The organism is Yoonia sp. (genome assembly GCF_036007805.1).
Lineage (GTDB): Bacteria > Pseudomonadota > Alphaproteobacteria > Rhodobacterales > Rhodobacteraceae > Yoonia.
Window position 1 is genome coordinate 1 of the sequence record NZ_DASYOK010000377.1, and the last position, 20,427, is coordinate 20,427.

Consider the following 20,427-nt stretch of genomic DNA (forward strand, 5'->3'; position numbering starts at 1 on the left):
CTCAGCGATCAACAGCGTGGTGGGCTTTGGCAATGCGGCGGTCAACACGTTTCAAGGAACGTTCTATGCGGTGCAGGCGGTCTGGAGCGCGCTGTCGGATGTATTCCGCCGTATTGGGGCGCTGTCGATCAATGCGCTGATCGAGGTGATGGAAAGCGGCATCGCCAGGATCACATCGGCTGTAAACGGCTTGCTGACCCTTGGCGGGCGCCGTCCGGACCGGGCGATTGAACCGCCTGATCTCTCAAGCTGGATGCGGGTGGTGCCCGAGGCCGTGGATATCGGCGGGCGCGCGGCTGAAGGCTTTGCCCGTGGGTTCGAGCGCGATCTGCTCAGCGCACCAGACCTTGGTCTGAGTGATACCGCCCGCGAGGCTCTGACCAATGCCAATACCTACCGGCAGGCGGCACAGGATCTCACCACCGGGGCCACATTGCCGCTGGCCAGCTGGCAAGCGCTGCGCGATGCCGTCTCAGGATCGGAGGAAGACGGTGCGGCTGCACTCAGCGCTGCCACAGTATCGGCCGAGGTGTTAAACGCCGCACTTGAGGAGACCGAGGAGACCGCAGCGCGTGCCGGTGCTGCCGCGCGGCAGGCGGGCACAGACGCCAAGGATGGGGCCGAGGTGGCGGCCACCGGCTGGCGCGCTGTCTCCGAGGGGCTCGCGGGTTACGCAAATGATGCGATGAACTGGGGCAAAGGGATCAGCGATACATTGGTCGGCGCGGTCCGCTCGGCTGAGAGCGCGTTTCGCGATTTCGTGAAGACGGGCAAGGTCGATTTCAAGGGGCTGATCGCCTCGATCCTGACGGACCTTGCGGTGCTGCAATTCCGCAATGCCGTACTGGGTCCTATCGCCAATGCGCTGTCTGGTGCCTTTGGTGGTTTTGGCGGATTTGGTGGTGGCAGTTCTGGCGGCAACGCGGTGGTCAGCGCCAGCGTCTTGCACGCGGGCGGCATGGTCGGGGCCCTTGCGCCGATGCGGGCGGTACCGGCGCTGGCCTTCGCGGGCGCGCCACGCATGCATCGCGGTGGCATGGTGGGCCTGCGGCCCGATGAGGTGCCGGCAATTTTGCAGCGCGGTGAGCGGGTGCTTTCGCGGCGCGAAGTTGCCGCAGGACGTCAAAACGGGCCGAGTCAGCTGGGGATCACCGTCAATGTCGAGGGCGCACGCGGCAATCGCGAGATCGAAGAGATGGTCAATGCCGGAGTTTCTGGCACATTGCAGCAATACGACCGGCTTGTCGCCCCGCGTACACTGGCGCGGGTCTCCCAGGACCCATGGCGGAGGGGATAGTCATGTTGTCCTATCCACTCAGTCACGCCCAGTTCCTCGGGTCGCTGCGCGTCGAGGAGGTGACGTTTCGGCTGTCGCTTCCGCAGGAATATACGCGATTGGGCGACGGCAGCGCGATCAGCGCAAGTCTTGGCGCCGCGCTCTGGACCGGCAGTATCCGGCTGGCGCAAACCAATCATCCAAGGCACGCACAGATGGAGGCACTCATCGCGCTGATGGATCAGCCGGGGGCCACGTTTCTGTGCCATGATCCCCGCCAGATCGGCCCAGCGAATGATCCCAGGGGCTCCATCCTTGGCAGCAGGACCGTGACCATTCACTCGGTTGCCAGCAACATGCGCGAAGTGCGGTTGACAGGGCTACCATCTGGCTACGCGCTCTCGGCAGGCGACATGTTGGGTCTTCAGTATGGGGCGAACCCCGTGCGCTACGGGCTGCATCGCATCGTTGTCGGCGGCACGGCCTCAAGCACCGGGCTCACGCCCCTCATGGAAGTCGTCCCCAACCTGCGCCCGGGCGCGGTGACAGGGCTGGCTGTCCAGCTGATCCGCCCCGCCTGCAAAGCACGGCTTTTGCCAGACCCGACCTATGGCGCGGGCCGCCAGGCGCTCAGTCGTGGGGCCCGCTTTGATTTCATCCAGACGCTGCGGTGAGCTGCTTACTGCTGCTCAGCCTGCCGAAAGGACAACTTGTAACCCAGCGCACGCGCCACTTGCGAAAGCGTGCTGAGGGTTGGATTGCCGCCCTGTCGAAAGGATTTGTACATAACCTCACGACTGACATTCGCAGAGGCCGCAATTTCGCTCATACCGCGGGCCCGGGCAATATCGCCGATCGCCGCTACAATCAGGTCAGGATCGCCATCTTCAAAGGCGGCCTCGAGATAGGCTTCCTGCGCCTCAGGCGTTGAAAGCCGTTCAACCGGATCCCATGGACGTGTCGTAAGTGCCATCGTCAGCCTCCTTGGCCAGTTGTTTCGCACGGGCGATATCATCGCTCTGCCGTTTCTTGTCTCCGCCACGGAGCAGGATCACGATCCTGTCGCCCCGACGCGTAAAATGGAGCCGATACCACGGGCCGTAATCGATCCGCATCTCACTGAAGCCATCTCCAAGAGATTTCGCATCGCCCAAATGCCCAAGGGATAGGCGCCGCAACCGCACCTCAATACGGGCAACCGCCCGCATACCCTTCAAACCATCAACCCAAGACTCAAATACTGATGTCTGCCGCACCTCGAACAACTGTGTAATTTAATACACAAATTCCACCCGGTCAAACCCGGACCCCCCTCCCATGCGCATCCTCGATCCAACCTCAGCGGAGTATCTCTCCGCCCGTACTGGCGTGGCCAGCCGTCACATGGTGCATGTCATTGCCCGCAACCCCACGACCGGCGCAGCAGAGGCGCTCGGCCTCTGGCAAGGCGACGACCATCTGACGATCGCAATCAATGGCACCAACCGCACCTATTATGGTGCCGGCGGCTTGATCGGCGTGGAACCGATCCGCGCAGACATCGGCCTTGAAGTGCGAATGCTGCAGGTCGCGCTCAGCCCCCTGACGCCTGAGGTTGCACAGCTTCTGCGCGGCTATGATGCCCGCCTAGCGCCCGCCGAGGTCCATCGTGGTCTTCTGTCGCTCGAGACCGGTCAACTGATCACCGCGCCGATCCGGGTGTTTCGGGGCTGGGTCGATGAGGTGAAGATCCGGACCGGCGAAGTCGGGGGCACTGGCGAGGCCACTGTGACACTCGCAAGCGCCGCGCGGGGCCTGACGAGGGCGCCGACACTGACGCGGTCCGACGCCGAGATGCGCCGGCGCAACGCGGGTGTCCGCTTTCGGGACTATGCCGATGTCGCAGGTGAGGTCGGCGTCTGGTGGGGCGAGAAGCGGGAGCGCGCTTGATGGACCGGCTTACCCTTCTCATCGCCTATGCTGCGGAAGCTGGCCAGCAGCCGTTTCGCCCTGGCCGCCATGACTGCGCGCTGTTTGCTGCAGGCTGGGTCAAACTGGTGACTGGCAGGGACTTCGCCCGCGGTTGGCGCAGCACCTACCGCAGCCTGCGACGTGGCCAGCAATTGCTCGAAGAGGCGGGTTTCACCGACCACCTGGCATTTGCGGCCGCTCATTTGCCCGAGATCGCACCCGCCTTTGCCCAGGTCGGTGACCTCGCTGTCCTCGAGACCCAAGCCTTCGGCATCGTCGCAGGCGAGATAGTCTATTGCCTGCGCCCTGAGGGCCTCGGGCTTGTCCCCCGCAGCGCGATGCGCCGCGCTTTCAACGTAGGGAGAGACTGATGCCCCCTGTTGGCGCAGCGATTGCTGCTGTGGGTGTCGCTACCAGCGGAACTGTCGCGGCAGTATCCGCCATTCAGAAAACTGAAATTTTGTCCTCGAAGGAAACGTCCCAAAGTGAACGTTCATTGTGACTGTCAGAACTACTATAGCGCATTCTTCAAAGTGCCCTTAGATTGCTTGCGCGTTATTCCGCTGGCACCGACCTCGTTCATATGGATACAGTTTTCACTACCACCCGTTGAATCCATCACGGATCTAAAGAGCGAAGCTTTCAGCTACGCTTCTATGGCACCATAACACATAGAAGCTCGAATATGATGGAGGCCCCAAGAAATGCTGTGTTTCCGCTTTGATCAAAGGGCGGGGACACTTCGACGAGGTCTGCGCCAATTATGTTCACTTTGTCCAATGCGCGAACAACCTGAAGTGCTTGGTAGGAGTTTGGCCCCCCAATTTCGGGGGTGCCAGTTCCGGGCGCAAAGCTAGGGTCCACAAAATCTATATCGTAGGAAATATAAGTCTCAGACTCTCCGACAATATCGCAGGCCTCTTGCATCACGTCGTCCACACCGCGTGCATGAAATTCTTCAATCGGTATGACACGAATTCCGACAGCCTCAGCGAAATCACGGTCTTCGCTGTCGTAGGTCGTGCCGCGAATACCGATTTGAACGACTTTTTTGGGATCAAGAAGCCCCTCTTCAACCGCGCGGCGAAACGGCGTTCCGTGAGTGTACCGTGTGCCGCCGAAATAGCTGTCAAAAAGATCTGTGTGGCTGTCGAAATGGATCATCGAAACAGGCGCATCTTTTGCCAAAGCACGCAGCACAGGCAGGGATGTCAGGTGGTCCCCACCAGCCGTTAGTGGACGAATGCCGGCCGCCTTCACGTTTTCATAAAACGCTGTGACTCGCGCCATTGTCGCCATCAAATCCGCCGGGTTGGGCGCAACATCGCCAAGATCTGCACAGTTGGCCAATTCGAACGGACGCACACCAGTGCCTCCATTTTGTGCCCGCATCATTGTCGACATATCCCGCAGCTGGCGGGGGCCGTGGCGGGGGCCGGGGCGGTTTGTGGTTCCACCATCCCACGGCACACCGATCAGGCCAATATCGACGTCTTTGATCTTCGGATCGTCCAGCGCAACATGCGGCAGGCGCATAAACGTCGGGATACCTGCAAAACGCGGAAGATCGAAACCAGACACCGGTTGAAAATATGTATCACTCATTGCTATTCTCCATTAGCGCATCACGCTGCCGCCGTTTACGCCAAAACATTGGCCGGTGATGAATGTACTGTCGGGGCCCGCGAGATAACGAACCATCGACGCGATTTCTTTTGGGTCGCCAAAACGCGCCAAAGGAGTAGCGAGGTCTTTTGCCAGCGCCTCTGCGCTCATGGATTCAGGTTTTGTCATGTCTGTGGCGACTGATCCGGGCGCGACGGCGTTGACCAAGATGTCCGGCGCGAATTCATGGGCCATGCTGCGCGTCATGCTGATGATGGCACCCTTTGATGCGCAATAGGCGATCATGTTTTCACGCCCCAGAACGCCCAAATCACTGGCAATGCAAATGATCCGCCCCGTCGTGGTGCGCCGCACAAAGGCCCGTGACGCAAGAAACGCGCCCCTCAGATTAACGGCGATGACGCGATCAAAATCTCGCACTTCAGTTTGCGAAAGTGGGGCTTCTTTCAGGATGCCCGCATTGTTCACAAGGATCGTTGCCACGCCCAATGCCTGTTGCGTTGAGGTAAAGAAACTGTCGATTTCGCCCTCATTGGAGACATCACAGACAAAGGCAAACCCTTCGCTCAGGGCATTGATAGCGACCAAGGTTTCTGCCGCCTCGGGGTCATCGGCATGACAAAAGGCAACCTTCGCTCCCTGCTGCGCCAATGCAATACAAATCGCCCGCCCAATGCCGCGTGATCCCCCTGTGACGATCGCGGTCTGGCCTGAAAGGGTCACGACATCACCTCACCACGATCGACGTTAATGGCCTGTCCTGTGATGTTGTGGCCGCCATCGCTGGCAAGGAACAGATAGGTGTCGGCCATGTCTTCGGGGGTCATCAAGCCATGAATGGCCTGTGCAGACATGACGTCAGCGAGCAATCCGTCTTCGGTGGTTCCGCTGGTTGTCGCCAGTTCACTCAAAGAAGCCATGGCAGGGCCCGTTTTTACCCAGCCCGGGCAAATAGCATTTACGCGGATGCCGCGCGGCCCAAGCTCTTGCGCCCAGGTGCGCATCAGGCCGACATTGGCGTGTTTTGAAGCGACGTAAGCAGAAAACCCCCCCACGGCCGTTTTCGCCCAAATCGACGCGGTGATGATAATGCGCCCGCCGTCTGGGATACGGTTGATCAACGTGTCGGTAACGTTGCGTGTTCCGTTCACGTTGATGGCCATCACACGTTCAAACGTCGCATCGCCGTTGGGGTTTGTTCCACTGAGCGGTGTGGGTTTTTCGAGGCCAGCGTTGTTGACCAGAATGTCAACGCGTTCAATATCGGCAAGCGCGGCTGTTACTGCGCTCGCATCAGAGATATCGCATTTGATCGCTTTCGCCCTACCATGCATCGCGGCGGCGGCGTCGTGTATGCCATCGGTATCGGAGAGGATTGTCAGATCGGCACCCGCCCGTGCGAACGCGGCGGCCACACCTTGGCCAATGCCGCTGCTGGCACCGGTGACAAGAACAGATTTGCCCCTAAAATCAAATGAAATAGACACGTCTGCCCCTCCTAAGTCCGGCGATGACCTTCTTCGCGCATCAAGCGCATCAGTTTTTCCTCAAGCTCTGAATAGCCATCCATCCGGATGATATGTTCCTTATCGCCGATCCTTTTACCGCCTTTGAACGCGGGAATAATTTCTTCTTTCAGGCGGCCCGGATGGCTGGACAGAAAGATGATTTTGTCAGCAAGGAAAATAGCCTCTTCCAGATCATGGGTTACGATCACCATTGTCGTGTTTGTCTTTTCGGCTACGTCGATCATCAATTCTTGCATCAACCAACGGGTTTCTGCGTCCAGCGCGCCAAAGGGTTCATCCATAAGCAACACCTCTGGATCATTGGCCAGCGTGCGCGCAATCGCAACCCGTTGGCGCATGCCGCCAGACAGTTGCGACGGATAAGCTTCAGCAAATTTAATGAGCCCAACAAGGCCAAGAAAATGATCGGCCCGTTCGCGACGCCTTGCCGCATCTACACCGTTCACCTTCATGCCGAATTCGACGTTCTTGCGTACGGACAGCCAATCAAATGATGTGTAGGCCTGAAACACCATGCCGCGATCCTGGCCCGGTCCGGTAACTGTTTTGCCACCAATGACGACCGCACCACTTGTCGGGGTTTCCAGACCTGCCATCATCCGCAGAACCGTCGACTTACCGCAGCCTGACGGGCCAAGCAGGACACAGATAGAATTTTGGTCGACGCCAAAAGAAACACCGTCAACGGCCTGCAAAGTTTTGCCGCCACCAAGTACAAATGTCTTGGAAATATCGCGAACTTCAAGTTGGGTGCCAGACATCAGTTCTTAACCTCGAGATAGGGGAACAAACGACGATGAAGCATTCTGAACATCACGTCCGTCAGCAGGCCAAGAATGCCAATCACGACGATACCCGCCAGTATTTCATCGGTTTTCAAGAAGCGCCGTGCGCGCATCATCATTGCCCCAATCCCCGTTGTTGATGCTACAATTTCTGCGATGACGAGATAAGTCCAGCCCATCGCCAACATCTGCCGCATGGCTGTTACGATATCGGGAAGTGCCGCGGGGAAGACGACCTTTAGAACCACGACATAGCGATTAGCGCCCAACGTTAGCGCCGTTTCGATCAGCTCTTTGCGAACATTTTTAGTATGATCCATCACCAAAGTGATCAGAAAGAAGATGACGCCGATCACCAATAGCGCGAGTTTTGGTGCTTCTCCGGTACCGAACCACATCAACAAAATAGGAATAAATGACGGCGCAGGCAAATAACGCCATGCCGATACAAACGGGGCAAAAATCGCTTCAATCGACGCAAATGTTCCCATGGCAACTCCGAGTGGGATAGCAACTGCGCAGGCTATCGCAAACGAAATAAACACACGCCAGATGGAGATCAAGACGTCGCTCGTAAACCCCCGATTTATGAATAAATCATAGGTGGCGGCCAAAACCTTTTGCGGGGACGGCACCAAGAGGTCATTCACCCAGCCGGAACTTGTGGCCAAAACCCAGACACCGAAGAAAACGGCCCAAATGCCGATTGCGGATATCGTGCTTTGCAAATGTCCAACGGAGCCCCGGACCGCAAAGAAGTCCGGTTTGGGTTTGTTGTTTGTCATTCGCTGTCTCATATATCAAAAGCCCTGCGCGAAACATCGGTACGCGCAGGGACTTGGTTAAATCAGTTTGGTTGAAGGTCTTGGCGGTAGCCTGCCGCAACAAGATCACCCATCAAACTACAATCAACACCAGCGGCGGCATCAATCGTGTTTTCCATCAGCCCCAACCTGATCCACCATTCGTTGATAGTCGCGATTGTTCCGGTCATAGCACCATTTTCCATACCAAACGGCGGCTCACCTTCCAGCACGCCACACATCCGTGCGGACTCATCAAAGTCGAGCATGTAGATGCCGCCATCAAGGCTTTTGCCGTCCGTCCCAATTACATAACCGATGTCTTCTTCAGGCCATTGCAAAAACGCAGCCATTGCCTTGTTCGCCGCTTCGACGTTTTGGTTCCAATAAGTCAGACCATCCCAACGCGCCTTTAGCACAGCAACCGCAGCTTCGCGGTTTTCAGCAATAAAGTTCTTGTTCATATACATCGCGTCCATGTAAATGCCCGACTTCAGAAGCTCGGCATCACCGGTATTGATCACGCTGCGGGCACCAGGGCTTGCCTCAAGAACCTGAGAAATCCATGGCTCGTACATGTAGCCCGCCGCAAGATCGCCCGACAGCATCGGGCCAACGGCCTCGTCTGCATTCAGGTTAACCCATTCGACAGTGTCGAGATCAACACCTTCACGGTCCAACCACATCCCCATCAGAAGATGCCCAATATAGGCTTGGGGTGCGGATACCTTTGATCCGGCGAGCGTCTCGACTTCAACCTCGGGGGCCAAAATGATATGATCAACTCCATAAGACGGGTTCAAAAAGGCTACGTTTACAACATCAAAGCCCTGGTCAACGATGATCGGTGTGTAATCAGCAGTGCAACCATAGACGTCAATTTGCCCAGCCGCCAAGGCTGAGTGACCACCAAGAGGGTCTTCAAAAATTGTAATATCCAGATCGTGCTCAGGCAGAAAACCTTGCTGACGCGCCAGTTCAAGCATCGCGTATCCCGGCCATGAAACACAGATCCCCACTTTGATTTCATCAGCGGCGGCAGTGCCCGCACTGATGCCTGCAGACAGCAGGGCCGCTGCGCCGAGTGCATTGAAAATTCGCATGAGATGTCCTTTCCTGGTTGAAGTTACATTAAACCCTTATCCAGCAAAATCCTTTATGCAACAAAATATTTAACTTACTAAAGTTTTTAGTTTGATTTTCCACAAGATTGCCTCTTATAGTTGCAGTATGTGAACGCGAGGAGGCTGCTGTGACTGGACTGAGAGAACGGCAAAAAGAAGATCGTCAGGCCAGAATTGCTCAGGTGGCAAAGTCCCTGTTCCTAAAGCATGGATTCGAAAAGACGACAATTGAAGACATTGCACAGGCGGCAGGCATGTCAGGTGTCACTGTCCATAACTACTATGGGACAAAATCGGGCATCCTATTGGCGCTTGTCGCCGAAAATGACCGCACATTGGTCACCCGATTAAATAAAGAACTGGCAAACTGTCCGCAAACTGTCACAGAAGTTATGCTGTCATTCTCAAAAACGATTATGGAACACGCAGTCGCCAATCTTCGGAAGGTGATTTGGCGGCAGGTGATCGCAACGGTAACAGCCAACGCTGACGATTCCGTCAGCAAACCGTATTTCGATCTGGACCAAGAGCTCGCGCAGGTTCTTGTGCAAAAGATGGAGCGGATGAAAGCAGCGGGGGCGTTGCCGCCGTCTGTGGTGCCCGAACATTTGGGTAAGGCGCTGTTCCACCTTCAGAACGCGCGGTTCATCCAATTTGTATGCTCGGAAAATTTACAAATAGAGGACGTTTTGCGCCGCATTCGCAATGATCTAGACGCGCTGTTTGCGGTTCAAGCGACGGTTACTGCATAGCAAGTGCGTACAGATTTTCAGAAAGGAAAACAATGTTTCTTCATCCTATGTCATGGCCTAATGGCAAGAAGTGCGCAGCATCGGTCACGTTTGATATTGATGCCGACTCTCTTGTGCGGGTCGGGCGGCCTAAAGATGCAGACCTGCGCCTTCAACCCATTTCGATGGGCCGCTATGGCCCGACTGTTGCAGTGCCGCGCATTCTGGAAACCTACCGCCGGCTTGAACTTACGCAGACATTTTTCATGCCTGGATGGGTGATGGAGGAATACCCCGACACTGTTGAGGCGATCCTGAAAGACGGCCATGAGATTGGCCACCATTCTTGGGCCCACGAAGATCCTATGGAACATTCGGACGAAGTAGAGGCTGAGCTTTTCGAGCGTGCACTGGACACTCACATCAAAATGACAGGGCACAAACCGCGCGGCTACCGCGCGCCTGTGTACAGCATCACCCCCGCTATCGTGAACCGATTGATCGAGCATGATTTCCTATATGATAGCTCTATGATGGCGGATGACCTTCCCTACGAGGTTGTCACCAACTCAGGTTCACTCATCGAGATCCCGCCGCACTGGGGAACCGACGATTGGCCGCCCTTCGCACACATGGGTGAGCTGGATTACATCATGCCTGTGCGTGGTCCATCCGATGGCATCAAAGCCTTTATAGAGGAATTTGACGCTATGTATGAGGCTGGAGGGTTCTGGATGCCCGTACTCCACCCCTTCCTGACTGGGCGCCTTGCCCGCTGGCGAGAACTGGAACGGCATCTTGAACGGATCGTCGAACAAGGCGATGTCTGGCTGACATCGATGGAGAATATAGCCGAGCATGCGAAATCGACAGGCAGTCGCCTGCGCCAGGAAAACTTGGATACTGGGCCCACACCGGCCACACCACTAACCCCATGACGTCACATTCAAAAGGTGTGTTGATCACGATCTTTGGCGTCCTGCTTGTCGTGCCGGACGCATTGTTTATTCGGCTGATCGAAGCAGCCCCCTTAGTCACAGCCTTTTGGCGGGGTCTCATCGCTGGATTCATTATTTTCGCGCTTGTTCTTGTCTTTCAAGGCTGGGGCGCGTTTCTGGCCGTTCTGCGCACGGGACGTATCGGTTTGGTATATGTCCTACTCCTCGGCACGACAAATATCGGCTTTGTCCTCGCGATCGCATGGACAAGCGTGGCGAATGTGGTGTTTATTCTGGCCGCGATGCCAATTTTTGCGACAATCTTTAGCCGCATCTTTTTGGGCGAGCCAATTCGCTTGCGTATGGTGGTGACGATGGCTGCAGTAATGGGTGGGTTGGCAATCATAGCAGCCGGATCACATGAGAACGATGTTTCATCATGGCAAGGTGATCTTTGCGCCCTTTTGGTCTGCGCATCCTACGCCGGCGCTTTGACCGCAGTGCGATGCGTCAAAGACGTCTCGATGATCCCGGCCATCCCTTGCGCGTACCTCGGGACGGCGTTGATCCTTGGGCTTATCTCTATTCCGGGTCCAGATTTCGGCCCACAATGGCCGTTGTTTTTGGCACATGGCGCGTTCATTGGCGCAGCAAGTTGCCTTCTCACGCTCGGTCCGCGCTATATCAAATCAGGTGAAGTTTCTTTGTTAATCCTGCTCGAATCCATCCTCGCGCCCCTTCTGGTCTGGCTCGTCATAGGTGAAAATCCGGGTCAGAAAGCCTTACTTGGCGGCGTCATAGTGATAAGCGCATTGGTGCTCTATAACATCCATTCAATCCGTTTTTCGCAGGAACGGTGAACCAGATGGCCGATGACTTCCAGCTATAAGCGCCCGCGCGCATGCCCGGTTTGAACGTCCATTTTTGCGTCGGCTTTCCTGCCACCTACAGTCTCCCCGCCATGCGCAGCGCGTTGGCTTCAACAGCGTCGGCCGTTTGCGTAACATACCCTTCTGTCGAGCCCGGGATTGCTGCAATATCGGCTGTGACGCTCACCCTGCTCGCCACCAGCTTATCCACAAGCTCTTGCACTCGGTTTCGGACGTCAGTTGGTCGATAGCCTATCTCGCGTGCCATCGCTTCCCAGTGCCGTCCTGCGATCATGTCCGGGCGCCGCGTTTTGCCGCCGATGGATTGAGCGTATGACTTTGCGACATGGGGCCAGGACAGCACTGTCGATACATCATAAAGCGGGGCCAGCCGCGGTGCTGCCCCCACTGGCAGGATTAGAGAATAGTTCTTCGCATGCGCATCAGTGTTCGCGACAAGAATGTTGAAGATGACTTGGTCAAGCAGCGCCAAAGCGTCGGTCGCACTAACATGACGTCCGGTTTCTAGCAGGGTTTTCAAATCGAGGCCGCGCACCGTGCCACGCTCATATTTCCGCCCAGGTGGCAGACCGTTCGCCTGAGCAAAGTCTTCCTGATGCAGGCGTAACAGCTGCGCATTCCGCCCCACCCTGCGATCATAGCGCAACACACCAATCGCCGTCCGCTTCGAGGATTTCAGGATCGTCACTTGGGCAGCCTCGATGCCGATGGCCTGCGCCATTCGCAGACACCAAACCTCGTTCTCGGTAATGCCGGGCAGATTGGGGTTATCGGGCTTCACGATCAGTGTGGACGGGGCGCCGTTGAGAGGAATGGCGAGTACGTCACCGCGCTCTGGCAAGCGCAGCACAGGCGCACCTTCAGGCCCCAGAACAGCGAGCGCCGACTTCTTCTGACCACCGGCCAGGGATTGCCGAACTCCCTCTTCGCCCACCAGAAACGGCCGGCGCGCGAGGTCACTGAAGTGCCGCTCCAACGCTTCCTGCGGATCATCAGTGCCGTAGAATTGCGTCAGCGGCGTATAAGACCAGAGGACGCGATCCGTTGCTACCCCGAACGAAAGAGCCCCCGCAGTGTCACCCCCAATCTCTGCCAGAACAGCCAGAGCGTCCGCCTGGTCGAGGCCGAGAGATCGGGTCAGAACCCGAAGCTGTTCTTCCTCTGGCAAGAGGTTCGCCAGCCAGGGGGAGATGACATCAGAGGGATAGGGGTCGGCGCGGAGCAGCATAGTAGCAGACAGGGGGAAGGCCCCAGCCGTCTGCAGCCATCGATTAGCATATTGCAAAGAGAGAGACCCATCAGCGGCAACGTCGACCTGCCCCACCGCGAGGTCACCAAACCAGATGGGAACGGAGCCAGTCAATGATACTCTCCCAGATCATAGCCCCCTGTGGACGACGAAGGGCTGGGCTCGACCACGTCAGAGCCGTTTGCGATCAACGTCGTCAGAGACACGCGTAAAGCATCAGCGATGCGCTTAAGGGTCGTTAGCCGCGGATCGCGCTTGCCTGTTTCTATTAATGACAAGGCAGGCGCGCTGATACCAGTCAGCCGGGCCAGCTGTTCCAGGCTTAAACCCTGCGCGGATCGGGTCTCGCGGATCCGTTTGCCAGCATCCACCAGCAGCTTCTTCTCGGCATTATCGACCATCAGTACCACCTTACCTTTTAAGGTAAATATAGACGCAACAAGGGGCGCCCGCAAGGCAATTTATCTTTAACGGTAAGGTTGTCACTATGGAGACTGGCGAAGTGTCCACCCTTATCGAATAAGGTAAGCGCCAAAGAGGCCAGCCACGGACATTTTGTCGGGGTCGATTACACGCGAATGCCGCTGGATGCACGCCAATGCAGTTTTCCTTGTCAGTGTTGACGTGGCGTTGACGTAAACGTGCAAAAAGCAGATGGTATTATGATACCGCTGTCTTAAACGTTTATTTTATTTGCTAGATTTGGTTGTGGGAGTCAGATTTGAACTGACGACCTTCAGGTTATGAGTCGTAAGTGTCTGATTTTGCTTTATTATTCAAAAACAGCCACTTAGCCGATAAGCCTTTGTTTTCACTCACTCTGTTCACCGACTTCCACCAACATTGGGTGCGTTGAGACGGTTTGAGACGTAGGCAAACAGACGTTGAGTGGTTGACGTGGTGTTGACGTAAAACATCACGATCATAATCGCAAGATGACGCTTAAATGTGCTCCACCCGACAGAAGGTTGCCGTCTGACGTAGTTGGCCGATGGTCACTTGGGTAAGGGCTTCAAGGGCAACAATTCGGGATATTTCGTTGAAAAACTCTTCCTTGATCGAGATATGAACTGCTGATTCACTTCCTATAATTGAAGCGAGGATTTGCGATGATCGGACCGCGGCGCTGTTTTACGCGTTCACGCTGGAGTATCACATTCTCAAGGATCACCTGCTTCGATCCATCGACCGGTTCGTCAACGTGAGCAGCATCCGTGCCCATCTTACAGAATTCGACAGCCACACGGGCCGCCCGTCGGTCGATCCCTAGTTGCTGGTCCGGCTGCTACTTGTGCCAAGTAGCACAACATCAACCCATAGAGCCGGCGGAGCCATCCTGACCAAAATCACGCCGCCTGTTCCAAATAATTCGACGACGGACAATCCATAGTCAACCAACGTGAGCGCTCAGCGTACCACTGGCAGATCCGATATGCGCGTTGTGTAGCGGGGACTGCGGTGATCGCGACATGCCCTCACTTGCCAACACCATCGTCTTTTTGCCAAACTACCTGTTTATCAGCATCAACCGCTGTAATCAGCAGTGGTGTCAAACCAACAAATCCTTTACGCCTTCGTAGTATCGTGAAACGTTTGGCGCACGCGGGAACAGCTCAGCCTGCAGTGCATGATATATGTCGGGCTTTCCAATGAATTGGCTCTCATCTGGACGCCCTGCGGCATCGATTTCCGGAAACCAACCTCCGTGCTCAGTATCAATGAAGAATTGCTCCGCAACACTCCATAGTCGATCATACCAAACAGCATCCTCGTGAGAGCCGTCCACCTTTAAGAGTGTCGCGACAGCGCCAATAGCTTCGGTCACCGGCCACCAGTAACGATTTTGTACCGCCACCTGTCTCTTAAAATCCAGCGTGTAGGCAAAACCACCCTCAGGCAGCCACGAGTCGGTCAGAGCGGTCTCGATCAAGCGTCTGCCCCGTGCCGGAGCGTCGGTGTCTGGCCTACCAGACAAGTCCCAGTGCTGGATCAATAAACGTCCCATTTCGAAGGAGTGGCCCGGCGTAGTGCCCGCCGGCCGGAACATCGGGTCCCCGGAATAGGTTCCGTCGACCTGCCAGTCCTCGGTGTAGTGCTCAGGGAGTCGGAAGTCATTGGCTGGGGCGATCACGCCTGTGAAGAATTCGAGAATCCGCCCTGCTCGGTCGAGGTAGAGTTGCTCGCCTGTTGCCTCGAAAGCGGCAAGGTGCGCCTCTACCCCGTGCATGTTCGAGTTCATGCCGCGGTAGCTAGAAAAGTGGGACCAGTCATGGCCAAACTCCTCGCGCATTAAACCCATATCTTCATCCCAGAAGTAGCGCTCAATGACAGAACGGATGTCGCCCAGCAAATCGGCTGCCAGATCATGCCCGGCGGCAAGGGCGCTGGAAGCTGCGAGCAGAACGAACATATGGCCATATGCCAATTTGTTGCCGTTTACGGGCCCTTCCGCGCTGAACGACCAGCAATACCCGCCGTGCACCGGGTCTCGATGCCAGTCGAGCAGCGCATGAAGTCCTGCATTGACCATTGGCGCACAGTCGGGCGCTCCGGCGATTTGCCCCAAGGCGTAGGAATGAGTCAGACGTGTGGTAGTGATTAATTCTTGCGGCTGACCAGAAATAGGTCGCCCGGCGCGATCGAGCACATCAAAGCGTCCGTTTTGCGCAAGACTACCGCGAAAGAAAGCGAGTTGCCGCAGCGCGTTCTTACGCATTACTTTGACACGAGAGTGTTCGGTCAGAACAGTTTCTGAGATTGGTTTTGCTGGCATTTGGACACTCGCAGTAAAAAATAAATGAGGTTTGGCTGTCCGTCATTGAATGATCTGGAAAAGGGTGATTTCGTTTTGCAAACGTATGGCTAGATTGATGCGCTTATGCTGCTAGCCGTTTAGGATAAAGTTCTGGCCCGGGATAGTCTGTGTTCTACAATACCTCCGCCGGAACTAGACGCAGATGCCAAAATGCCAGCGGCTCTGTGGTGCTGATGATGGTTACAATGCTTGGTGAAAGCTGCAACGGCCGCATCAAGTCCCCACTGCCACAAATAGTATCCAAGCATGATGCAGTTCTTGATGCTCTGGCGCCAGCGCTTTAACCTGACCCGCGGCGGGACAAGATTGAATGCACATTGGACGTGTTTCATGCCGTGCTCTGCCTGGGTATTTGGCCATGTTGTCTGCGATAAAGTAAGAGTAGTTCGTTTTCATGAGCAGACCTCGTTTACCATATTGCTGACAAGTTGCGTGAGTGTCCGCCAATGCTCTGAGATCATGTTTTCACCAGGCAGCATACTGAAGTGGGTGCCACCATGCAGGCGATGAAGTGAGATTCCAGTCCCGGCGGCTTCTATGAACATCCGCGCTTGATCCAAGGAAACTACTTGATCGACGTCACCATGAAGGCAAAACCCCTGCAGCCTGAGCCCACGCGACAAAATCGAGGGGCAGGTCTGGCGGAGCCTCTCAGGCATGGCCTCGGGCGCGCCGCCCAGCAGGCGCGTCACCTGCACTGGCTGTTCAAGATCGCCAGATCGGTCAAGAGAGAGGACGCCAGCCACCAGACCGACACCGCGCGGAACCACGGGCCGCTCCCGCCATAGCGGGCTTTCCGCTGGCAGAGCGATGCGGCAGGCGGCCCAGGCCGCAAGATGGGCGCCAGCTGAATGGCCAAAAACAACGATCCGCTCAGGGTTGACAGCGGAAATTTCGTCCAGAAGGTCGATCCCGGTCGCAACGTCAGCCAACGTAATAGGCCAAGGCGCCTGCGTGTTGTCACCTGTGGCCTGCATGCGCCGGTATTCCAGATTCCAGACGGCCACGTCCCCACGTTTGGCAAGCCATGAAACAAGGGCGTGAGTGGGATAGCTGTCGAGTGTCTGATTGTCTTTCCACCAGCCACCATGCAGCACGACGGCTACTGGGAGTGCCGGGCTTGACCTTGCGGGCAAGTAGAGATCGCCGAACTGTCCGGGATGTGGGCCATAGGCGATACGCAGGGGGATAGGCTCAGTAGAAGTCATGTGGCCAATGGTGCCTTGATAAGCGCGCGGCAAGCTTGGTTGGCATCGGTGGGGCGGCCAGCGCCGCAAGGTTCGCCTCGACCTCAGCCACCGAGCGCATTCCGCACGCGATAGTCGAGACGGCAGGGTCTGATAGGCAGAACTTGAGCGCGGCGGTTGACATGTCGGAGTAATGTCCTGCGATGTCTTCCCGCACCGCACCAACCCGCGCGAGCGTTTCGGCCATTCGTTCGGTTGTATACATCTGTCGGCGCTTGTCGTCGGCTGCCCATCTGTCGCGTGTCATGGCTGTCCATGTCCCGGTAAGGGAGCCGGAGTCAAATGGTACACGCGCAATGAAAGCGGTCTGTGTCCCAAGGCCAGAGGGAAATAGTTGGTCTTGCGGCGACTGTTCAAAAATGTTGAACATTACTTGGATAGATGTGACCAGCTGTGTCCGCGCCAATGCAACGCCGGTGTTGGATTGGATGTCGGGTAGTGAGACACCAATCCAACCTACCTTGCCCTGCACCTGCAGATCCAGAATAGTCGGCAGCCAATCAAGATTCTCCAGCCCATCCTCGGCCCAGAGATGAAGCTGAAGGAGGTCAATACGGTCGCGCCCAAGACGGCGCAAAGATCCTTCCACCTCGACCCGCACATAATCGGACGGATATTGACCGCAGATTGAATCGATGGCACGCGGTCCCGTCTGGCGGGCCAAGGGAAGGATCTTCGTTGCCACTCGCACATCCGTACCCCGACGCAGGGCTAGCGCACGACCAACAATTTCTTCGCTGCGGCCATTTCCATAGGCGGGCGCTGTATCGATCAAGTTCACGCCGCCGTCAATTGCCGACAACAATACGTCACGCCCTTCGCCCTCTTCCAGCGCACCCCAGGTGCCACCCAGTTGCCAGGCGCCGAAGGTCAGTGCGCTGACCATCCAACCTGTCCGCCCAAACGGACGGGTCAACATGGCGATTCTCGCATGATCATGCCCATGCTTTCAGATGCGGGCTTCAGATTTCAACCGAGCGTCGAGCGTCATCTGATATGTTTCCTTGGCGGCGACATCTACCTTCGCGCGAGCCGCATAATAGATGAAACCCAGCGCACGCCTTGACCGAGTGGGGGAACTGTTTGGCCCTGCCCAGTGAATCGTCTTTGCGTGGTGCATGAGAAAAGTACCAGGGCCTCCAGGGCAGGCGACAGTGCCGGCTTTATCCTCGTCCGTACCAAAATCTGTCATCCCCTGCGAGAACCCGAGAACAGACGTGAACCCATGCGGTCGAAACCCGTCACCACGGTGCGATCCACCGACGTAATGGATGCAGCCGTTCTCTTCGTCCACCGGTTCGAGTGCCAACCATCCTGTGACTGCCAACGGCGGGTCGAGGTGAAAATAGTAACCGTCTTGATGAGGCGGAGTTGGCTGGCCGATGCCTGCAGGTTTGTTGAAGAACTGCATGTTTACAGGCACTGCTTCATCGCCCATCACAGCCGACGCGATGCGGCGGATCGGGCCGTCGAACATCATCGAGTGAAAGAATGGGCTATACTCAAAAAGCTTCTGCAACTGTTTAATACTGGTAGGATCATCACGATCCTCAAGGTAAACTCGGTCGGCTGGCATCTTCGACACCCCTTCCTTCAGGAACCACGCCACCTCAGCGTTTATTGCTGTCATTTCCTCTGGGGTGAAGAGCGGATTGATTGCGACAAAGCCATCGCGGTCAAAATCGGAGTTGAGCGTGGCTGATAAGGTTAAGTCTTGGTTCATCGGTGCCTCCCTGATGGTTCAACGTTACGCAAATTCACAGTACTTGCGCGACTCAGCGGATCGGTACAGAGTTAGGAAAATCGATCATAAAGGACTTCATCCTGTTTTTCGCTGACGGCATCGAGATCATTCGTCAGGACACCGGTCGGTTCGACCGGCGGTTTCTGGTGGGGCCAATGACTTGGCCGCATTTTGATCTGCTCTGGATACACGAAGGCTCCGTAGGGCTTGATGTTGCGGGACATGACGCAAAGATTGATTTGACCGCGCCAGACGGCATCCTGTTGTTGCCCGGAACTGCCTTTGAAGGCCGGGCGTATACCGCGCATGTTGAGGCATCTATATGTCATTTTCGATTGCCAGGCGACTGGCCCAACGGCCACCGCCGCCCGCATCGGGCCGAGGTGATGGCGCTCCAGACCATGATTGTTCTTTCGCTCCGGCTGGCATCAGAAGGCGCGGGGGTTGCGCGGCGCATCCGCCTTGTCACGGCTATCCTAGATGCGTTTTCCCAAACGGAATCCACATCCGCACCCGAGAGCCGAATTGACCGGGCTTGGCGCCTGTCTGCAGAACGACTGGACTTGATCCGCAGCTTGGTGGATGTTGCGTCGCAGGCCGGACTGTCGGAAAGTTCATTCCGGGCTGCCCATCGTGCGCAGACGGGCACAGCGGCCGGCGCTTCGCTGACCGCTCTCAGGATTGCGAAGGCCGAGCGCCTTCTATCTACGACAAGTATGCCGCTATATGACATCGCCACTGCAGTCGGTTATGGGCATGCAGAGACATTGTCGTATGCCTTCCGTCGGGCACGCGGTATGAGCCCTGGGGCATGGCGACGTGCGCAGCGTCCCTTCGCCTGATCATTGCGCGAGCAACATCCGCAGCTCTTGCGACTGCTCAACGTCGTTGCATTTGTTCCATCGTGCAATGTGTCGAACGGTCACGCACGTGTTCCGTGAGATGCATTGGTAGCCCCAAGTAATTTGATGTAGCCTTAGCACTGGCGCATCGCCTGGACCAATTGATAAAGCGAAGGCCAATGCAGCAGGCGGTAGGCCCGGTAGAGATGCAACCATGTCATGAAGGGCAGGTTTTGTTGAAACACCCCGCACACCAAAAGATGCTCCGAAAGATTGAAATAATGTTCTTCAAGGTTGATTGTCTGACAATTACGTTTGAGAACCAACGATTTCCCAGAAGAATATCCTGTCGATGCGCCTCTTCGAGCCAGAATACTGACTTTTTCAAGACAATCTGCGGAAAGATCACTCAGACAGCCATCTGGTGCCAATTACCCGCAAGCGCGAAGGTTGGGAAAACAAGTTTGGAGAAAGCAAAGTCCTAGATGTTCCATCCCGGATGATCACATAGACCCTCGCCGATCTGCACTTTTCATGGCACGATCGATTTTGCGCAAGGTTCGGGATGGGGATACGAGATGCTGATTTCTCTTCACAAGCAGGCGACGACGACGCCGAAGATCAGGGCTGCGATCCAGGCGGGAGCAGACGGCGTGTGAAAAGACAAAGGTTTGGTAGCAACAAGCCAAAGACCCAGTTGAATTGAGGTTGACCTAGTGTTCGCCACCTGACACAAAAGTCCCAAGGCTGGAATTGTGTGCCATGTTCGGGCTCATGAGACGCTCCGATATCTGCCTTTACCTTGGCCCCGCCGCCCGTGCTGAGCTTCAAGCTCTGCGCACCAACCGCAACACGCCACGCAAACTCGTGTGGCGGGC

General features: G+C 56.3%; 24 protein-coding genes and 1 pseudogene. 9 read left to right on the top strand and 16 right to left on the bottom strand.

Annotation, left to right across the window (positions count from 1 at the left end; genetic code table 11):
- The coding region (locus VGP75_RS19965; RefSeq protein ID WP_327545320.1) for a phage tail tape measure C-terminal domain-containing protein at window positions 1–1,297 on the top strand (1,297 nt) is incomplete at its 5' end.
- A gap of 2 nt (window positions 1,298–1,299) precedes the next feature.
- Complete coding sequence (locus VGP75_RS19970) at window positions 1,300–1,950, top strand: hypothetical protein (RefSeq protein WP_327545321.1); 651 nt, start codon at window positions 1,300–1,302, stop codon at window positions 1,948–1,950.
- Window positions 1,951–1,955: 5 nt separating this feature from the next.
- Here the strand turns inward: VGP75_RS19970 and VGP75_RS19975 are convergent, their stop codons facing one another.
- Window positions 1,956–2,249 (bottom strand): addiction module antidote protein, encoded by a 294-nt coding sequence (locus VGP75_RS19975; protein WP_327545322.1) that lies wholly within the window; start codon window positions 2,247–2,249, stop codon window positions 1,956–1,958.
- Window positions 2,215–2,532, bottom strand: a complete 318-nt coding sequence (locus VGP75_RS19980) for a type II toxin-antitoxin system RelE/ParE family toxin (RefSeq protein ID WP_327545323.1) — start codon at window positions 2,530–2,532, stop codon at window positions 2,215–2,217. Before VGP75_RS19980 ends, VGP75_RS19975 begins: the two co-directional genes overlap by 35 nt.
- Before the next feature lie 61 nt (window positions 2,533–2,593).
- On the opposite strand from VGP75_RS19980, the gene VGP75_RS19985 reads away from it, so the two are divergent.
- Complete coding sequence (locus tag VGP75_RS19985; RefSeq protein ID WP_327545324.1) at window positions 2,594–3,205, top strand: hypothetical protein; 612 nt, start codon at window positions 2,594–2,596, stop codon at window positions 3,203–3,205.
- Window positions 3,205–3,597 carry a DUF6950 family protein gene (locus VGP75_RS19990; protein WP_327545325.1) on the top strand — a complete coding sequence of 131 codons (393 nt, stop codon included), beginning with the start codon at window positions 3,205–3,207 and terminating at the stop codon, window positions 3,595–3,597. The genes VGP75_RS19985 and VGP75_RS19990 overlap by 1 nt, the downstream gene beginning before the upstream one ends.
- Before the next feature lie 283 nt (window positions 3,598–3,880).
- Here the strand turns inward: VGP75_RS19990 and speB are convergent, their stop codons facing one another.
- The 6 genes from speB to VGP75_RS20020 all read right to left on the bottom strand — a co-directional run bounded on the left by speB (window position 3,881) and on the right by VGP75_RS20020 (window position 9,072).
- Window positions 3,881–4,831, bottom strand: coding sequence for an agmatinase (speB, locus tag VGP75_RS19995; RefSeq protein WP_087210549.1), 951 nt, complete (start codon window positions 4,829–4,831; stop codon window positions 3,881–3,883).
- 12 nt (window positions 4,832–4,843) lie between these two features.
- Window positions 4,844–5,575: an SDR family NAD(P)-dependent oxidoreductase gene (locus VGP75_RS20000; RefSeq protein WP_327545326.1), complete on the bottom strand. Its 732-nt coding sequence runs from the start codon at window positions 5,573–5,575 to the stop codon at window positions 4,844–4,846.
- The gene (locus VGP75_RS20005; RefSeq protein WP_327545327.1) at window positions 5,572–6,339 is read right to left on the bottom strand and encodes an SDR family NAD(P)-dependent oxidoreductase; all 768 of its coding nucleotides are present in this window, start codon (window positions 6,337–6,339) and stop codon (window positions 5,572–5,574) included. The genes VGP75_RS20000 and VGP75_RS20005 overlap by 4 nt, the downstream gene beginning before the upstream one ends.
- A gap of 11 nt (window positions 6,340–6,350) precedes the next feature.
- Complete coding sequence (locus VGP75_RS20010) at window positions 6,351–7,142, bottom strand: ABC transporter ATP-binding protein (protein ID WP_327545328.1); 792 nt, start codon at window positions 7,140–7,142, stop codon at window positions 6,351–6,353.
- Window positions 7,142–7,951: an ABC transporter permease gene (locus VGP75_RS20015; RefSeq protein WP_327545329.1), complete on the bottom strand. Its 810-nt coding sequence runs from the start codon at window positions 7,949–7,951 to the stop codon at window positions 7,142–7,144. The genes VGP75_RS20010 and VGP75_RS20015 overlap by 1 nt, the downstream gene beginning before the upstream one ends.
- Window positions 7,952–8,013: 62 nt before the next feature.
- Window positions 8,014–9,072: an ABC transporter substrate-binding protein gene (locus VGP75_RS20020; protein WP_327545330.1), complete on the bottom strand. Its 1,059-nt coding sequence runs from the start codon at window positions 9,070–9,072 to the stop codon at window positions 8,014–8,016.
- Window positions 9,073–9,221: 149 nt separating this feature from the next.
- Here VGP75_RS20020 and VGP75_RS20025 point away from each other — a divergent pair, with 149 nt between their 5' ends.
- Genes VGP75_RS20025 through VGP75_RS20035 form a run of 3 tightly spaced genes read left to right on the top strand, consistent with a single transcriptional unit; the run spans window position 9,222 to window position 11,622 of the window.
- Window positions 9,222–9,845, top strand: coding sequence for a TetR/AcrR family transcriptional regulator (locus VGP75_RS20025; protein ID WP_157898252.1), 624 nt, complete (start codon window positions 9,222–9,224; stop codon window positions 9,843–9,845).
- A 32-nt stretch (window positions 9,846–9,877) separates the two neighbouring features.
- Entirely contained in the window at window positions 9,878–10,762 is an 885-nt protein-coding gene (locus VGP75_RS20030) for a polysaccharide deacetylase family protein (RefSeq protein ID WP_327545331.1), read from the top strand.
- Window positions 10,759–11,622: a DMT family transporter gene (locus VGP75_RS20035; protein WP_327545332.1), complete on the top strand. Its 864-nt coding sequence runs from the start codon at window positions 10,759–10,761 to the stop codon at window positions 11,620–11,622. Before VGP75_RS20030 ends, VGP75_RS20035 begins: the two co-directional genes overlap by 4 nt.
- Window positions 11,623–11,707: 85 nt before the next feature.
- On the opposite strand, the gene VGP75_RS20040 is transcribed toward VGP75_RS20035, so the two are convergent.
- Both VGP75_RS20040 and relB read right to left on the bottom strand, forming a co-directional pair.
- The gene (locus VGP75_RS20040; protein ID WP_327545333.1) at window positions 11,708–13,015 is read right to left on the bottom strand and encodes a HipA domain-containing protein; all 1,308 of its coding nucleotides are present in this window, start codon (window positions 13,013–13,015) and stop codon (window positions 11,708–11,710) included.
- Window positions 13,012–13,302, bottom strand: coding sequence for a type II toxin-antitoxin system RelB family anti-toxin (gene relB / locus VGP75_RS20045; protein ID WP_327545334.1), 291 nt, complete (start codon window positions 13,300–13,302; stop codon window positions 13,012–13,014). Before relB ends, VGP75_RS20040 begins: the two co-directional genes overlap by 4 nt.
- A gap of 701 nt (window positions 13,303–14,003) precedes the next feature.
- Between relB and VGP75_RS20050 the strand changes: the two are divergent.
- Window positions 14,004–14,168, top strand: a pseudogene (locus VGP75_RS20050) (transposase); the annotation flags it as partial.
- A 140-nt stretch (window positions 14,169–14,308) separates the two neighbouring features.
- On the opposite strand, the gene VGP75_RS20055 reads toward VGP75_RS20050, so the two are convergent.
- The 5 genes from VGP75_RS20055 to VGP75_RS20075 form a co-directional block, all read right to left on the bottom strand.
- Window positions 14,309–14,380: a DUF4113 domain-containing protein gene (locus VGP75_RS20055; RefSeq protein WP_327545341.1), complete on the bottom strand. Its 72-nt coding sequence runs from the start codon at window positions 14,378–14,380 to the stop codon at window positions 14,309–14,311.
- A gap of 70 nt (window positions 14,381–14,450) precedes the next feature.
- Window positions 14,451–15,674 carry an AGE family epimerase/isomerase gene (locus VGP75_RS20060; protein WP_327545335.1) on the bottom strand — a complete coding sequence of 408 codons (1,224 nt, stop codon included), beginning with the start codon at window positions 15,672–15,674 and terminating at the stop codon, window positions 14,451–14,453.
- Window positions 15,675–16,108: 434 nt separating this feature from the next.
- Window positions 16,109–16,924: an alpha/beta hydrolase gene (locus VGP75_RS20065; RefSeq protein ID WP_327545336.1), complete on the bottom strand. Its 816-nt coding sequence runs from the start codon at window positions 16,922–16,924 to the stop codon at window positions 16,109–16,111.
- Window positions 16,911–17,882, bottom strand: a complete 972-nt coding sequence (locus tag VGP75_RS20070) for an aldo/keto reductase (protein WP_327545337.1) — start codon at window positions 17,880–17,882, stop codon at window positions 16,911–16,913. The genes VGP75_RS20065 and VGP75_RS20070 overlap by 14 nt, the downstream gene beginning before the upstream one ends.
- 30 nt (window positions 17,883–17,912) lie before the next feature.
- Entirely contained in the window at window positions 17,913–18,686 is a 774-nt protein-coding gene (locus VGP75_RS20075; RefSeq protein WP_327545338.1) for a phytanoyl-CoA dioxygenase family protein, read from the bottom strand.
- Between the two features lie 176 nt (window positions 18,687–18,862).
- On the opposite strand from VGP75_RS20075, the gene VGP75_RS20080 reads away from it, so the two are divergent.
- Window positions 18,863–19,549 carry a helix-turn-helix transcriptional regulator gene (locus VGP75_RS20080; protein ID WP_327545339.1) on the top strand — a complete coding sequence of 229 codons (687 nt, stop codon included), beginning with the start codon at window positions 18,863–18,865 and terminating at the stop codon, window positions 19,547–19,549.
- A gap of 134 nt (window positions 19,550–19,683) precedes the next feature.
- Here VGP75_RS20080 and VGP75_RS20085 read toward each other — a convergent pair whose 3' ends face one another.
- Entirely contained in the window at window positions 19,684–19,980 is a 297-nt protein-coding gene (locus tag VGP75_RS20085) for a hypothetical protein (RefSeq protein ID WP_327545340.1), read from the bottom strand.
- Window positions 19,981–20,427 lie beyond the last annotated feature (447 nt).

Excerpts from the sequence above, each read along its gene's own strand:
- VGP75_RS19970 (WP_327545321.1), top strand. The coding sequence starts at position 1,300 with ATGTTGTCCTATCCACTCAGTCACGCCCAGTTCCTCGGGTCGCTGCGC.
- VGP75_RS19975 (WP_327545322.1), bottom strand. The coding sequence starts at position 2,249 with ATGGCACTTACGACACGTCCATGGGATCCGGTTGAACGGCTTTCAACG.
- VGP75_RS19985 (WP_327545324.1), top strand. The coding sequence starts at position 2,594 with ATGCGCATCCTCGATCCAACCTCAGCGGAGTATCTCTCCGCCCGTACT.
- VGP75_RS19990 (WP_327545325.1), top strand. The coding sequence starts at position 3,205 with ATGGACCGGCTTACCCTTCTCATCGCCTATGCTGCGGAAGCTGGCCAG.
- speB (WP_087210549.1), bottom strand. The coding sequence starts at position 4,831 with ATGAGTGATACATATTTTCAACCGGTGTCTGGTTTCGATCTTCCGCGT.
- VGP75_RS20010 (WP_327545328.1), bottom strand. The coding sequence starts at position 7,142 with ATGTCTGGCACCCAACTTGAAGTTCGCGATATTTCCAAGACATTTGTA.
- VGP75_RS20015 (WP_327545329.1), bottom strand. The coding sequence starts at position 7,951 with ATGACAAACAACAAACCCAAACCGGACTTCTTTGCGGTCCGGGGCTCC.
- VGP75_RS20020 (WP_327545330.1), bottom strand. The coding sequence starts at position 9,072 with ATGCGAATTTTCAATGCACTCGGCGCAGCGGCCCTGCTGTCTGCAGGC.
- VGP75_RS20030 (WP_327545331.1), top strand. The coding sequence starts at position 9,878 with ATGTTTCTTCATCCTATGTCATGGCCTAATGGCAAGAAGTGCGCAGCA.
- VGP75_RS20035 (WP_327545332.1), top strand. The coding sequence starts at position 10,759 with ATGACGTCACATTCAAAAGGTGTGTTGATCACGATCTTTGGCGTCCTG.
- relB (WP_327545334.1), bottom strand. The coding sequence starts at position 13,302 with ATGGTCGATAATGCCGAGAAGAAGCTGCTGGTGGATGCTGGCAAACGG.
- VGP75_RS20060 (WP_327545335.1), bottom strand. The coding sequence starts at position 15,674 with ATGCCAGCAAAACCAATCTCAGAAACTGTTCTGACCGAACACTCTCGT.
- VGP75_RS20065 (WP_327545336.1), bottom strand. The coding sequence starts at position 16,924 with ATGACTTCTACTGAGCCTATCCCCCTGCGTATCGCCTATGGCCCACAT.
- VGP75_RS20070 (WP_327545337.1), bottom strand. The coding sequence starts at position 17,882 with ATGTTGACCCGTCCGTTTGGGCGGACAGGTTGGATGGTCAGCGCACTG.
- VGP75_RS20075 (WP_327545338.1), bottom strand. The coding sequence starts at position 18,686 with ATGAACCAAGACTTAACCTTATCAGCCACGCTCAACTCCGATTTTGAC.
- VGP75_RS20080 (WP_327545339.1), top strand. The coding sequence starts at position 18,863 with ATGACTTGGCCGCATTTTGATCTGCTCTGGATACACGAAGGCTCCGTA.